We start from the raw sequence: 12906 nt of genomic DNA on the forward strand, positions 1-12906 counted from the left end.
GGTCGGCACGGGGGCCGGGTGGGTTGCGGGGCGTGGGGTCAGCACACGTTCCCCTGGGTGCAGCGGGGGACGGTGGGGGGTTCGCCGAGGGAGCGGGCGATGCGGCCGGCGACCGACTGGGCGGCGGGCCACAGTTCGCTGTGCAGGAGCTCCTCGGGCGGCACGGCGTCGCGGGTGCGTCCGTCGGAGTAGCCCGCCGTGGAGAACACCAGGTACGGGCCCGCGCCGACCCACCCGTTGCGCTGCCGCTGCGCCGCGCCGAACAGCTCGGTCGCGGTGCGTGGGAAGGCCACCGGCCGCACCCCCACCCGGTCGTCGGCGGGCAGCTCCGCGGCGGCCCGCACGCGGTCCTCCTCGCTGGCGAACACGGCCACCCCCACGGTGATGGCGAACGTGGACGTCTGGTCCACGTATGTTGCCCGCAGCAGCGTGCGGCAATCGTGCGCGCCGACGACGCGGCCGACCGAGGCGTCCAGGCCCGCCGCGCACGGCGACTCCGGCGCGATGCCGACCCGCCTGGCGTACTGCTGGGTGCGCTCCAGGCCCAGGTATTCGAGCTCGTCGGGGAAGACGACGTCGGCGGGCCAGGCGTGCCAGCGCCGGGCGATGTCGGTGCGTACGTAGTCGGCCCGCTCGGCCACGGTGAGCGGCCGGGAGCGGGTCTCGCGGAGCAGCCCGATCGTGCCGAGCAGCACGGTGACCGCCGCGACCATCAAGATGGTGCCCACCAGGACCAGGAAGACCGAACGGTAACGGACCCCGCGGTCCAGCGCGGCCCGCTCGGCGGCGGCTTCGGCCGCGGCCAGCTCGGCCCGCCGCCCGGCCGCCGACCACGCCCGCACCCTGGGCCGCCGCGCGCCGCCCGCCTCAGATGTACGTGGCGGGCGCGGCAGTGAGCTCAGCCCCGCGCCCCGGCCCGCCCGTGGCAGCCCGCTCTCGGTGACCCGCCGCCGCGCCGAACCCGCACGCGCCTCCCGCGCCCCGGACCCCGCGGCCTCTGGGCGCCCGTCAGGCTCCTCGGACCGCCGGGGCTTCGACACGTCTTCAATGCTACGTCGCCCCGATCCGCCCACCACCCCCCGGCTACGGGGAGGGGGCCGCTGAGCGCCGCCATACCGGCGACGCCGCCGTACACGGTGATGGCGTGGCGTTCGCGGCGGACGATACGTCGCGCCGATCCGCCCACCCCCCGGCTACGCCGGAGGGCGGCGGGTGCGGGTGACGGTGATGGCGATGGTGGTGACGCAGCCGAGCGCGGCCAGGGCCGCTATTCCGGCGACGCCGCCGTACACCGTGATGGCGTGGCGGTCGCGGTGGACGACCGGTACCGGGGGCAGGGGGCGGCCCGCGACGGGCTCGGCCGGGTCCATCGTGCCCTCGCCCGCGGCCCGCAGGGTGTGCCGAGAGATGCGGCCCGCCTCGGCCAGCGCGCCCGCCGCGCTCACCACGCCGAAGCCCATGCCCGTGTCGTAGCCGTCGGATGGCCGTTTGTTGGTGCCGGACGTCAGCGCCTGTACGACCAGCGCAGGCGACATTTTCGGATATTTGGCCTTGATGAGCGCCGCCACCCCCGACACCATCGCACTGGCCTGCGACGTCCCCCGCCCCACCCAGTACTCATCCCCCGGCCCGGCCCCCAGGATGTCCACCCCCGGAGCCGCCACCAGCACCGAAGGGTTGAAGTTGGAGAACGAGGCCCGCCGCAGCCCCCGGTCCGCCGCCCCCACCGACACCACGCCCGGGAACGCCGCCGGATAGGAATAGGGCGCGAACCCGTCGGCCCCCGGCTTCGCGGCCCCCTCGTTGCCCGCCGCCGCCACCAGCACGACCCCCTTGGAGATCGCGTACCGGATCGCCGCCCGCTCCTCCTTGGTCGCCAGCTCCTTGGTGATCGACATGTTGATCACGTCGGCCCCCCGGTCCACCGCGTACCGGATGCCCTTGGCCACCACGTCCTCGTAGCGCTCGGCCGAGTTGAACTCCCGGAACCCCGGCTCCTCGTCCTCCAGGATGATCCGCACCGAGAGGATCTTCGCCTGGGGCGCGATGCCGATGATCCCGTCGCCGCCGCCCGGCCCGTGCCCGTGCCCGGCGATCAGCGAGGCCATGTACGTGCCGTGCAGCTTGCGCGGCCGTACGCCCGGCGGGTTGGCCCCCGCCGTGAAGTCGCGCCCCACGATCACCGAACCGGCCAGGTCGCGGTGCCGCGGATCGACGCCGGAGTCGAGCACCGCCACCGTGACGCCCTTGCCTTTGCTCACCGCCCAGGCCCGCGACACCTGAAGGGTGCGCAGCACGGGCCGCTGGCTGTCGCGCACGTCGTCAGCCCAGGCGAGGCCCGGTACCGCGGGCACCGGCACGACCAGCGCGGCCAGCAGCACGACCGCCACCCGCCGCCTCAGCACGACCACTCCGTGGTGGCCGCGCAGTCCGGCGTCGCCGGGCGGGTCAGGTCGCGCAGGACCCGCTCGCCCATGTGCCCCGCGAACGCGAACATCGCCGGCCGCTGCTCGCCCACCGCCTTGGCCGGGCGGCCGTCCACCTGCCCGGCGGTGGTGAGCACGACGTACGGGCCGCCCTGCCGTACCGTGCCGGACTGGCGGCCCGCGGCGGTGAACCGGTCGGTGACCGTGCCGGGGAACGCCAGCGCGCGCAGGCCGGGACTGGGCCGCTCGCCCGAGGGGAAGGCGGCCTCGGCCCGCCGCGCCCGCGCCTCGTCGGGGAAGGCGGCCACGCCGATGGTCACCACCATGCCCTGCAACGCGTCGATGTAGGTGGCCCGCAGCACCGCGCGGCACCCCGCCGCACGCAACGCGGAGGTCAGCTTGGAGTCCACCGCGGTCTGGCAGCGGTGGTCGGCGGCGATGCCGACCCTGCGGGCGCTCTCCCGCCCGCCCTGCTCGGCCGCGTACGCGATCGCCTCAGGGAACACCTTGCCCACCGGCCAGGACTGCCAGCGCCGCGCGACCTCGGTGCCCGCGGCGCGTTCCAGCTCGCTCGCGCTGGGCTGCCTGGTCAGCTCGCCGCCCGCCGCGCTCGCGGCGACCCCGGCCACGCCCGCGCAGACCAGCGCGAGCACCGTGGCGACGATCATGATGGGCAGGCCGCGCGTCCCCGTGTGCTCGTTCATCCGGCCCCCGCCCCCAGGAGCACGTGTCCGAAAGACCACGCTCGAAGACCGCTGTCGCTCACTTGCTCGACTTTAACGCGGAGTAGGCGACGATGCGGTCAAGTCGCCCCGTGACATCCGCCGTTCCGCTTCGCGGGGAATGTCCGCGAGCCGGGCCCCGGGCTGGATCGTTCCGATCGACGGCCCGGTCCGGCGCGGAACGGCGGATGTGCCGTCCTCGACGCGTCCGTCAGTAGCTGGGCAGGCTCGGGTCGATGGACTTGACCCAGCTCAGCACCCCGCCACCGACGTGCACCGCGTCGGAGAACCCGGCGTTCTTGACGATCGCCAGCGCCTCGGCGCTGCGGCCTCCGGACTTGCAGTGCAGCACGATCTTCTTGTCCTGCGGCAGCTTCTCCAGGGCGGCGCCGTTCAGGAACTCGCCCTTGGGGATCAGCGTCGCGCCCGGGATCGAGACGATCTCGTACTCGTTGGGCTCGCGGACGTCGACCAGGAAGATGTCGTCGCCGCGGTCCTGCATGTCCTTCAGCTCACGCGCGGTGATCGTGGAGTCGGTCACCGCCTGCTGCGCGTCTTCGGAGAGCGCCCCGCAGAACGCCTCGTAGTCGTCGAGGAGCTGGGTGACGCTCGGGTTCTTGCCGCACAGCACGCACTCGGGGTCCTTGCGGACCTTGACCGTGCGGTACTGCATCTCCAGGGCGTCGTAGATCATCAGACGCCCGACCAGCGGCTCGCCGATCCCGGTCAGCAGCTTGATCGCCTCGTTGACCTGGATCGAGCCGATCGACGCGCACAGCACGCCGAGCACGCCGCCCTCGGCGCAGGACGGCACCATCCCGGGCGGCGGCGGCTCCGGGTAGAGGCAGCGGTAGCACGGGCCGTGCTCGGCCCAGAACACGCTGGCCTGGCCGTCGAAGCGGTAGATCGAGCCCCAGACGTACGGCTTGCCGAGCAGCACCGCCGCGTCGTTGACCATGTAACGGGTCGCGAAGTTGTCGGTGCCGTCGACGATCAGGTCGTAGCCGGAGAAGATCTCCATGACGTTGTCGGTGCTCAACGCCACGTTGTGCACCACCACGTCGATCAGCGGGTTGATCTCCTTGACCGAGGCGGCGGCGCTCTCGGCCTTCAGCCTGCCCACGTCGGACTGGCCGTGGATGACCTGGCGCTGCAGGTTGGACTCGTCCACGACGTCGAAGTCGATGATGCCGAGGGTGCCCACGCCCGCGGCGGCGAGATACAGCAGGGCCGGCGACCCCAGTCCGCCCGCGCCCACACACAGCACCTTTGCGTTCTTCAGGCGCTTCTGCCCGGCCATTCCGACATCGGGAATGATCAGGTGACGCGAATACCGCCGCACCTCATCGACGGTGAGTTCGGCGGCCGGCTCTACCAGCGGTGGCAAGGACACAGTTCTACGCTCCCGTTTCAGGGGGTCTCTGTGGGTGTCAACCTAACCCGATGGCCGGGCATTCCCCAAAGACCCCCGTTCGTCGGTCATCCATGCTCTCAGGTCTTCAGCCCCGGGAGAGCATCACGGCCTCGGCGATCAGGCGGCGCGCCTCGCGGGCGACGGCCTCGGGGTACTCCATCTGCGCCACATGCCCGGCCCGGGGCAGCAGCACCAGCCTGACCTGCTGGAACGTACGGCCGGCGCGCGCCGCCATGCGCGGGCGCACGATCCGGTCGTGCCTGCCGTGGATCACCAACGTCGGCGCGGACACCTTCGCCGCCAGCCGCCAGAGGTTCTCCTCGCCCCGGCGGAAGTACTCGGCCACGATCGCCCGCGCGCAGCCGACGAGGGCGGCGCCCGCGTACGGGAGGCCGTCCCGGCGGCGCAGTTCCTCCACCGCCTCGCGGAACCGCTCGGGGTGGATCTTGGTCGCGTCGGCGTAGCACATCTCGAAGGTGGCGCTCAGCCTGCGCTCGGCGGGGATCATCCGCATCCGGTCGATCGCCCACAGGCCGATGCCGGGCAGGGTCGAGAGCGCCACGCGGGCCGGGCCGTACCTGGGCAGCAGGTCGGGGAGCGCGGGCGAGACCAGCACGAGAGAGCGGACCAGATCGGGACGCGTGGCGGCCACCCGGACCGTGACCGCGCCGCCGAGGGAGTTGCCGAACAGGTGGACCGGGCGGTCTGACACCCGCTCGATGAGGCCGATCACGGCGTCGGCGTGGGCGGCGATCGAGTAGTCGGTGTCGGCGGGGGCCGGGGAGAAGCCGTTGCCGGGCAGGTCGATGGCGTAGCCCTCGGCGACGTCCTGGAGGCGGTCCATCAGGTCGGTCCAGTTGGTGGCGGAACCGCCGAGACCGTGTACGTACACGGCGGTCTGGTCGCCACCGCGCGGCGTCGCCCTGACGAACACCTCACGCTCGCCGAGGTCCAGCATCTCCCCTGGCCAGTGCGCGATCGGCACGACGGCTTCCCTGTCGGGGGCGGGTCGTACGTACCCCGCGTCCCCGGTCGTCCGTGAGGTCGGCCCTGAGATCGGCCCTGAGATCGGCCCTGAGGTCGGCTCGGACACCACGCGCCCCTCTCTCCCTGTGCGTGTCCTGCGCTTCTGTCCTGCCTATCGACCATAACCACGCCGCGGGCTCGCGCAATCCCCCGCCCCGGCCGCCCCCGGCCATCACCCTCACCTCAAGACAATCGGACATTAGCGACATACATGGCGAAAGCGCTTGATAATAGTTTAATGCTAGCAATAAAGAGATTATCAGTTAGCAAAGGCATGAGATTGCTGTTTGTCGCCCTTCAAGCCCGGAAATCAGACAACCAGGATCACCCGTTGTGGTGACATCCTCGGCAATTGCCAGTCATAGGGGGCAAATGCCTAACTGGGCCATCATGCTTCCAAGGGGGATACGCAATGCCCAAGGTCAAGAAAATCGCGGCGGCCCTGGCCATCAGCACCGCGGTGACGGGCGGGGTCATCGGTCTCGGTGCCGCAACAGCGACCACCACCGCGAACGCCGGCGTCGCCGTCACCACGCAGGGCTGGAACTGCGGCGGCGGCCACCACGGCCACGGCTGCGGCGGCGGCCACTTTGGTGGCCACCACTGCGACGGCGGCCACTTTGGCGGCCACTTTGGTGGCCACTGGGGCGGCCACGGTCACCACAAGCGGTGGGTCAACCGGTCCACGGTCAGGATCAACCACGTCACCGGCCACGTCCGGTGGCGGCACGCGAGAGGCTGCCTCCACATCCGCAAGAACTTCCACGTCGTCAATGATCACCACGCTCACTCCTGGTAAATAGCGGCATTCCAAATCGCAGGCATGAAATCATCCTTTTCCCGGATTATGCAGCGATGAGGATAAATGCTGACCGGCGGGGGTCCAAGGGCTCAAAACGAGCCCCGGGCCCCCGCCTCCGTCGTGCCTGTCGCGGCCCGCACTATTCCGCTGGACCGTCCTCCCCCGCGGCGCGGAGGCGGGCGCCGAATTCGCGGTAGGCCGCCCGGAAGGCGGCCGGTTCGTGGACGACGAAGCCGGCGTCCAGGAATGCGAGGTTCACCAGCGGCCACTGCCAGGTGTCGAGCCACAGCACGACTCTGGTACACCCCTCGTTCACCGCCGTCAGCTCGGTGTCCTGGTATTTGAAGGCGTCGGCGACCGCGTCCAGCGGGGCCTCCACGGTGAGGACGACGCGCTCGCGTTCCTTGTTCAGCCCTTGTCGCAGATAGTCCAGCGCTGTCTCGGCGGGCAGCGGCCGGGGCCGGTACTCGCTCGTCGTCACCGCGAGGCCGCTCACGCGGTCCAGGCGGAAGATCCGCCAGTCGTCCCTGCCCTCGTCCCAGGCCAGCAGGTACCAGCGCAGGCTGTGGTGGACGTGCCGGTACGGCTCGACCCGCCGCGACGTCACCGAGCCGCCCTTGCCCGCGTACTCGAAGGTCACGACGTGGCGGCGCTGGATGGCGTCGGCCAGCGTGGCCAGTACGGCGGCGCTGACGCTCGGGGCCGGGGCCGCGCCCGTCTCCACGCTCGCGCGCAGCCGGGCCGCCCGGTGCCGCAGCCGCCTGGGCAGGAACTGATCGACCTTCCCGTACGCCCGCGTCGCCGCCTCGTCCACACTGCCCTCGGCCGCGCTCCCGGTCGCGGCGAAGGCGGCCAGCCCGAGCAGGGTCGCGATGGCCTCGTCGTCGTCCAGCACCAGCGGCGGCAGCGCCGCGCCCGCGATCAGCCGGTAGTAGCCGCCGGGCCCTGGCCGGGTCTCGACCGGATAGCCGTACTCCCGCAGCCGCTCGACATCGCGCCGCAGGGTCCGCGGGCTGACGCCGAGCCGCACGACGAGTTCGTCGCCGCTGAACGACCGGCCGCTCTGCAAGGTGGCCAGCAGGGCGAGGATGCGCTGGGTGACGTCCGCCATGCCTCCAGTCTCGCCGGGATGCGGTCAGGAAATGGCCACATCCGTTCGTAGCCTCGGCCCCATGCACACGATCCGCATCCGGGGCGCCCGGACCAACAACCTCAAGGGCCTCGACGTGGACATCCCCCGCGGCAGGCTGGTCGTGTTCGTGGGGATGTCCGGGTCGGGCAAGTCGTCGCTGGTGTTCGACACGATCGCGGCGGAGGCCGGGCACCAGCTCAACGAGACGTTCCCGCCGTTCACCCGCAACCGGCTGCCGAAGTGGACCCGCCCGGAGACCGAGAAGATCGAGGGCCTGTCCCCCGTCGTGGTCATCGACCAGCGGCGGCTGGGCGGCAACGCCCGCTCGACCGTGGGCACCATCACCGACACCTGGACGTACCTGCGGCTGCTGTTCTCCCGCGCCGGCACCCCGTACGTCGGCGAGTCGAACCGGTTCTCGTTCAACGATCCGGCGGGCATGTGCCCGGCCTGCTCCGGGCTCGGCGAGATCGTGGTCAGCGCCGTCGATCGGTTCCTGGACCTGGACAAGTCGATGGCCGACGGCGCGATCCTGCTGCCCGGCTTCGGCAACGGCGGGTACTGGTACTCCCAGTACGCCGACATCGGCAGCTTCGCGGTCGACACGCCGCTGCGCGACTGGACCGAGGAGGAGCGCCGGGCGCTGCTGTACGGCGGCGAGCACGCCGCCCGGCTCGGCACCAGGCCGCCCAAGGACTACGAGGGCGTCGTGCACCGGTTCGAGCGGATCTACCTGCACACCTCCGACGACCTGTCCGAGCGCAAGCGCGAGGCGATCGCCCGCTTCACCCGCTCGCAGACCTGCCCCGAGTGTCACGGCGAACGCCTGAACGAGGCCGCCCGCACCGCCACCGTCCTCGGCCGGACCATCGGCGAACTGTCCCGCATGGAGATCACCGAACTCGCCGGCCTGCTGGAGGAAGTACGCGGCCCGGCCGTCGCGCCGGTCGTGGCCGCGCTCGGGGAACGGCTGCGGGCCATGATCACCATCGGCCTCGGGTACCTGCACCTCGGCCGCGCCACCACCACCCTGTCCGGCGGCGAGTCACAGCGGATCAAGACCGTCAAGCACCTCGGCAGCAGCCTGGTCGAGATGCTCTACGTCTTCGACGAGCCCACCGCGGGCCTGCACCCGCACGACATCGCCGCGATGACCACCCTGCTGCGCGACCTGCGCGACAAGGGCAACACCGTGCTGGTCGTGGAGCACGACCCGGCCGTGATGGCCATCGCCGACCAGATCGTGGAGATCGGGCCGGGCGCGGGCACCGGCGGCGGCGAGCTGGTGTTCCAGGGCACGCCGGAGGAGCTGCGCGCGTCCGGTACGGCGACCGCCACGGCCCTGCGCGAACGCACGCCGCTCAACACGGCCCCCCGCACCCCCACCGGCGCGATCAAGGTGGCCGGCGCCGTGCGCAACAACCTCAAGGACTTGACCGTCGAGATCCCTGCCGGGGTGCTGACGGTCCTGACCGGGGTGGCCGGGTCGGGCAAGTCCAGCCTGGCCGCCGAACTGGTCGAGGGGCACGACGCGGTGGTGATCGACCAGCGGCCGGTGAGCACCAACCGCCGATCCACCCCCATCACCTACACCGGCATCGCGCCCGCCGTCCGGCGGCTGTTCGCCGAGCGCAGCGGCATGCCCACGGGCCTGTTCAGCGCCAACTCGGCGGGCGCGTGCCCGGACTGCAAGGGCCTGGGCGTGATCTACACCGACCTGGCGTTCATGGACGGCCACGAGACCGTGTGCGAGACCTGCCACGGGCGGCGCTTCACCGAGGACGTACTCCGCCACCGGGTGGACGGCCTGTCCATCGCCGACATCGACGACCTGACGATCAGTGACGCGATCGGACGCCTGCCCGCGCGCCGCATCCACGAGGCGCTGCGCCACCTGGACGAGGTCGGCCTCGGCTACCTGCGCCTCGGCCAGCCGCTGACCACGCTGTCCGGCGGCGAGGCCCAGCGCGTCAAGATCGCCCGCGAACTGCGCGACACCACCGAACCGGCCCTCTACGTACTCGACGAGCCCACCACCGGCCTGCACCTGCGCGACCTGGCCGCCCTCCTCGCCATCCTGGACCGCCTGGTCGCCCAGGGCCACACCGCCGTGGTCATCGAACACAACGTCGACGTGATCCGCCACGCCGACTGGATCATCGACCTCGGCCCCGGCCCCGGCCGCCACGGCGGCCACATCCTCTACCAGGGCCCCGTCTCCGAACTGCACGACACCCCCACCGCCACCGCCGTACACACGGCCTGACCCCGCCCCCCGCCCCAGGCGGAGCAGGCCCCCACCAGTGCCACCTATCGATAGTTTCTGATCATGTCCGACGCCGACTTCACCCCCCTCCGCGTCACCTACCGTCAGGCAGTGATCTCCCGTGACACCTCCCGCCGCATCCGCACATGGGCGAAGGCCAAGGGTTACACCAGCAGCGGGCGGGGCGGCATTGCACCGGAGATCATCGATGCCTTCTTCGCCGCCCATCCCGAGGCCTACGAGCAGACAGAGTTCGAGATGGTCCACGCCACCGCGAGAACTCCCGGCGCGTCGCCGGAGGACTACAAGTGGCAGGAGGACAGCCGGCTCGGGGACATCTACACGGACATCTACACGGTCGTTTTCGTTCGCGGGCACGACGAGCATGAGGTGCTGCGCCGGCTTGGGGCCGTGGACGAGGACATCCGGCTGATCGGAGACGGGGAGTACTCCCAGCCGGAAGGACCGCAGATCATCACCGTGAGGCGAATCGGGGACTGGACTGTCGCGATCGAGGACTGCGGCCGGCGTGGCGCGCAACGAGAGGCTTTGGGCGCCCTATCGCTCGACGGCGGGGAGGCCGTGGCGGTGCAGCGGCATGACCACGCCCAGCACCTCATCGCCTATGCCGTCGACGGCGAACTCGTCACCGGCATCAACCCGCGGTTTCCCATTGACAGGCAAGGCGCGGATCCCGACCGGCTCAATCGCCACCTCCGCGAGCTCGGCATCGATCCGGCCGCCGACGACCACATCGACAACCCCATCCCGGCCGCCCTGGCGCTCGCCGGCCGAATCACCGGCGTCATGATCGGCCCACACCACCTTCGCCGCCCCATTCTCGGCGCCGCCATACCTGGTACCTATTTCTGACCCATCACAGCGTCCGCTTACCGGCGACCGCTCCGCGTCAGGAGCCTGACAAGGGAGGAACGGCGTATGGGGAACCATTGAACCTTTTTCAACCTCAGGTTCGCTGGTCAGAGGCGGTAGGCGAGATGCCGTATCCGCATGACCAGCGCCCTGCCAGGGCGCCAGGCCCGGTCCGAGCCCGGCGGAGGCACCCCTGACCTGGTCTAAGCGACCGGTTGAAAAGGTTCATTGTGCCCCGTATCACTCGGCGCTGGATCGTCCCCGCAGGGGACAGGGGTTCGGGACGAGATGACCTCTGGGTCGCCCGCCCTACCTGCGAACTGATCATCGGACTCACCCTCACCCGCGCTCGGTCCCGCAGGCCCGGCGGCTTGGTCCTCGCCGCCGGACCGGCTCCCGGACGCCACGCCCCAGCGGTCACCGCCGCCGTACGGGGGTCCTCCCCGAGGTCGTCTACCACCTGGCGGCGCGGATCGACGTACGGACCTCGGTCACGGACCCGGCGCGCGACGCAGCCGTCAGCGTCGGCGGGACGATCAACCTGCTCAACGCCGCCCGAGAAGTCGGAGCGCGACCGGTGTTCACCTTCACCGATGGTGCGGGCACGACGCCGCCAGAGGACGCACCTTGGCGGCGAACCCCGGGGTCTCCAGCGCAGAGGTTCAAATGAGGATGGTCCTGACGCCGCCCCCCAGACAGCGCCAGGACCCGGGGTCGAGACCCCAGCCAAGGAGCCTCGCTCAGGAGAAGAGCTGTACGGCGTTGCGCAGTGTGTGCGCGGCCACGTCTCTGCCGAGACGCACCCCCGCCTCGTCCGCGATCCGGGTGTGGATGCCGGACCACACGCGGGCGTCGACGTTCTCGTCGGCGGGCCGCTTCCAGTCGGTGTAGGTGCGGGTGACGCCCGGCAGGGTCGGGCTGCCGATCGTGTACGGCCGGCGCGAACGCGGGCCGATCAACGCGGTCAGCACCTGCTGGGCCGCCCCGGCGTAGCTGCTGTGCCCGCTCGGATAGTCCGGGTGAGCGGGGGTGGTGTGCAGCGGAGTCCAGGACGGGTCGGTGACCTGGAGCGCGGTGACCGGACGCCACAGCACATAGGCGTACTTCGCGTCCGATGTGGCGATCTGCGTGTCCACCAGGGCCGTGTGGAAGAGCGCGACCAGCCCGGTACGCCAGGACTGCGACCTGTCCTGCGACTGCACGACCGCCGCCCGCAGCACGCCGTCGTACAGCGTGAGCGAGGACCCGAGCCAGAACTGCGCGGTCTCGGTCTGCGCGGACGTGCGGGCCGTGCTGCCCGCCGCGCCGTACACCCGGACCTCCTCCAGGTCCTTCACATAGCGCTCGGAGGTGAGCGCGGGCGGCGGCGCCGGGCGGTACTGGTCGCGGGTGGCCAGCAGGAACGGCTTGGCGTCACGGGTGCCGGACTGGACGCCCGGCGAGAACGAGGGCGGCGTCGGACGCCACACCCCCGGGTCGGAGGACGGCGGCGCGTACGGCGGGCTGACGGACTGCGGGTCGAGCCCGTCCTTGTCCCGCTCGGCCAGCAGCGCGTCAGCCTCCCGGGTGCCTGCGGCCACGCCGCGCCGCTTGTCGATCCCCTCCGGGATGCGGGCCAACGAGGCGGCGAGCGCCGCGTCCAGCTCCTGTTTACGCGATGGGACCAGCGTGACCAGCGACCTGTGCACGGCGGACGCGAGCGCGGCATCCCGGAACGCGGGCGGCGACGGCCGATGCCGCAACGCGCGGGCCGCGGACAGCCAACTGATCGCCCAGGTGCGGCTGTTGGTCACCTGAGCGGGCGCACCGGCCGCGGCGATCGTGGCGGCGGTGGTGTCGTACCACTCGGCCACGGTGTCGGTACGCTGCCGCGGCTCGACCAAGGGGAGCGGGGCGGCGATCGGGGCGGATAGTGGCACGGCGACCAGGGCGGCAGTAATAACCGACAAAACCGACATCTTAGGTGCTCCTCAAGGGCGAGCCGAGCAAGGCGCGATCAGCATAGGCAGGACGGAGGTCAATTAGCAATATTTCCTATAGGTATTACATGGAATATCCTTCTGACGGTATGGGGGCATGCGTCCACCCGTGGGCCGCCATGCCGCCGGGCGGGCAATCTCCCACATTATGGTAACGCATTGTTGTCCATCAATCACAATACGTGGCCATAGTGCGCCGGGCGACTACGCAAACCCCCAAGTGGCAGCGCTTATGTTCCCTGTCACCGCGGCCGTCGCCCTCACGC

11 protein-coding genes are annotated in these 12906 nt (G+C 71.1%); 4 read left to right on the top strand and 7 right to left on the bottom strand.

What is annotated here, in order from left to right; translation table 11 throughout:
• Nucleotides 1–38: 38 nt before the first annotated feature.
• From DP939_RS18180 to DP939_RS18200, 5 genes are all read right to left on the bottom strand, one after another.
• A complete protein-coding gene (locus DP939_RS18180; protein ID WP_225878333.1) occupies nucleotides 39–1040 on the bottom strand; it encodes a hypothetical protein in 1002 nt (333 codons plus the stop codon).
• A 153-nt stretch (nucleotides 1041–1193) separates the two neighbouring features.
• Complete coding sequence (locus DP939_RS18185) at nucleotides 1194–2405, bottom strand: S8 family peptidase (RefSeq protein WP_113982189.1); 1212 nt, start codon at nucleotides 2403–2405, stop codon at nucleotides 1194–1196.
• Nucleotides 2399–3130: a hypothetical protein gene (locus DP939_RS18190; RefSeq protein WP_225878334.1), complete on the bottom strand. Its 732-nt coding sequence runs from the start codon at nucleotides 3128–3130 to the stop codon at nucleotides 2399–2401. Before DP939_RS18190 ends, DP939_RS18185 begins: the two co-directional genes overlap by 7 nt.
• A gap of 229 nt (nucleotides 3131–3359) precedes the next feature.
• Complete coding sequence (moeZ, locus tag DP939_RS18195; RefSeq protein ID WP_113981922.1) at nucleotides 3360–4541, bottom strand: adenylyltransferase/sulfurtransferase MoeZ; 1182 nt, start codon at nucleotides 4539–4541, stop codon at nucleotides 3360–3362.
• A gap of 106 nt (nucleotides 4542–4647) precedes the next feature.
• Nucleotides 4648–5547, bottom strand: coding sequence for an alpha/beta fold hydrolase (locus DP939_RS18200; protein ID WP_225878335.1), 900 nt, complete (start codon nucleotides 5545–5547; stop codon nucleotides 4648–4650).
• A 453-nt stretch (nucleotides 5548–6000) separates the two neighbouring features.
• On the opposite strand from DP939_RS18200, the gene DP939_RS18205 reads away from it, so the two are divergent.
• Nucleotides 6001–6387: a hypothetical protein gene (locus tag DP939_RS18205; RefSeq protein WP_113981924.1), complete on the top strand. Its 387-nt coding sequence runs from the start codon at nucleotides 6001–6003 to the stop codon at nucleotides 6385–6387.
• Nucleotides 6388–6529: 142 nt separating this feature from the next.
• Here the strand turns inward: DP939_RS18205 and DP939_RS18210 are convergent, their stop codons facing one another.
• The gene (locus tag DP939_RS18210; protein ID WP_113981925.1) at nucleotides 6530–7501 is read right to left on the bottom strand and encodes a helix-turn-helix transcriptional regulator; all 972 of its coding nucleotides are present in this window, start codon (nucleotides 7499–7501) and stop codon (nucleotides 6530–6532) included.
• Between the two features lie 61 nt (nucleotides 7502–7562).
• Between DP939_RS18210 and DP939_RS18215 the strand changes: the two genes are divergently transcribed.
• The 3 genes from DP939_RS18215 to DP939_RS49120 all read left to right on the top strand — a co-directional run bounded on the left by DP939_RS18215 (nucleotide 7563) and on the right by DP939_RS49120 (nucleotide 11331).
• Complete coding sequence (locus tag DP939_RS18215) at nucleotides 7563–9788, top strand: ATP-binding cassette domain-containing protein (protein ID WP_113981926.1); 2226 nt, start codon at nucleotides 7563–7565, stop codon at nucleotides 9786–9788.
• Nucleotides 9789–9851: 63 nt separating this feature from the next.
• Nucleotides 9852–10661, top strand: a complete 810-nt coding sequence (locus DP939_RS18220) for a DUF6461 domain-containing protein (RefSeq protein WP_113981927.1) — start codon at nucleotides 9852–9854, stop codon at nucleotides 10659–10661.
• Nucleotides 10662–10974: 313 nt separating this feature from the next.
• Nucleotides 10975–11331 carry a GDP-mannose 4,6-dehydratase gene (locus tag DP939_RS49120; protein WP_318656296.1) on the top strand — a complete coding sequence of 119 codons (357 nt, stop codon included), beginning with the start codon at nucleotides 10975–10977 and terminating at the stop codon, nucleotides 11329–11331.
• A 70-nt stretch (nucleotides 11332–11401) separates the two neighbouring features.
• On the opposite strand, the gene DP939_RS18230 is transcribed toward DP939_RS49120, so the two are convergent.
• Nucleotides 11402–12619: a vanadium-dependent haloperoxidase gene (locus DP939_RS18230; protein WP_113981929.1), complete on the bottom strand. Its 1218-nt coding sequence runs from the start codon at nucleotides 12617–12619 to the stop codon at nucleotides 11402–11404.
• Nucleotides 12620–12906 lie beyond the last annotated feature (287 nt).

Origin of the sequence: Spongiactinospora rosea, from assembly GCF_003315795.1 — a bacterium.
GTDB classification, from domain to species: Bacteria; Actinomycetota; Actinomycetes; order Streptosporangiales; family Streptosporangiaceae; genus Spongiactinospora; species Spongiactinospora rosea.

Coding starts and splice junctions, on each gene's coding strand:
- DP939_RS18220 (WP_113981927.1), top strand. CDS start 9,852: ATGTCCGACGCCGACTTCACCCCCCTCCGCGTCACCTACCGTCAGGCA.
- DP939_RS18230 (WP_113981929.1), bottom strand. CDS start 12,619: ATGTCGGTTTTGTCGGTTATTACTGCCGCCCTGGTCGCCGTGCCACTA.
- DP939_RS18190 (WP_225878334.1), bottom strand. CDS start 3,130: ATGAACGAGCACACGGGGACGCGCGGCCTGCCCATCATGATCGTCGCC.
- DP939_RS18215 (WP_113981926.1), top strand. CDS start 7,563: ATGCACACGATCCGCATCCGGGGCGCCCGGACCAACAACCTCAAGGGC.
- DP939_RS18210 (WP_113981925.1), bottom strand. CDS start 7,501: ATGGCGGACGTCACCCAGCGCATCCTCGCCCTGCTGGCCACCTTGCAG.
- DP939_RS18205 (WP_113981924.1), top strand. CDS start 6,001: ATGCCCAAGGTCAAGAAAATCGCGGCGGCCCTGGCCATCAGCACCGCG.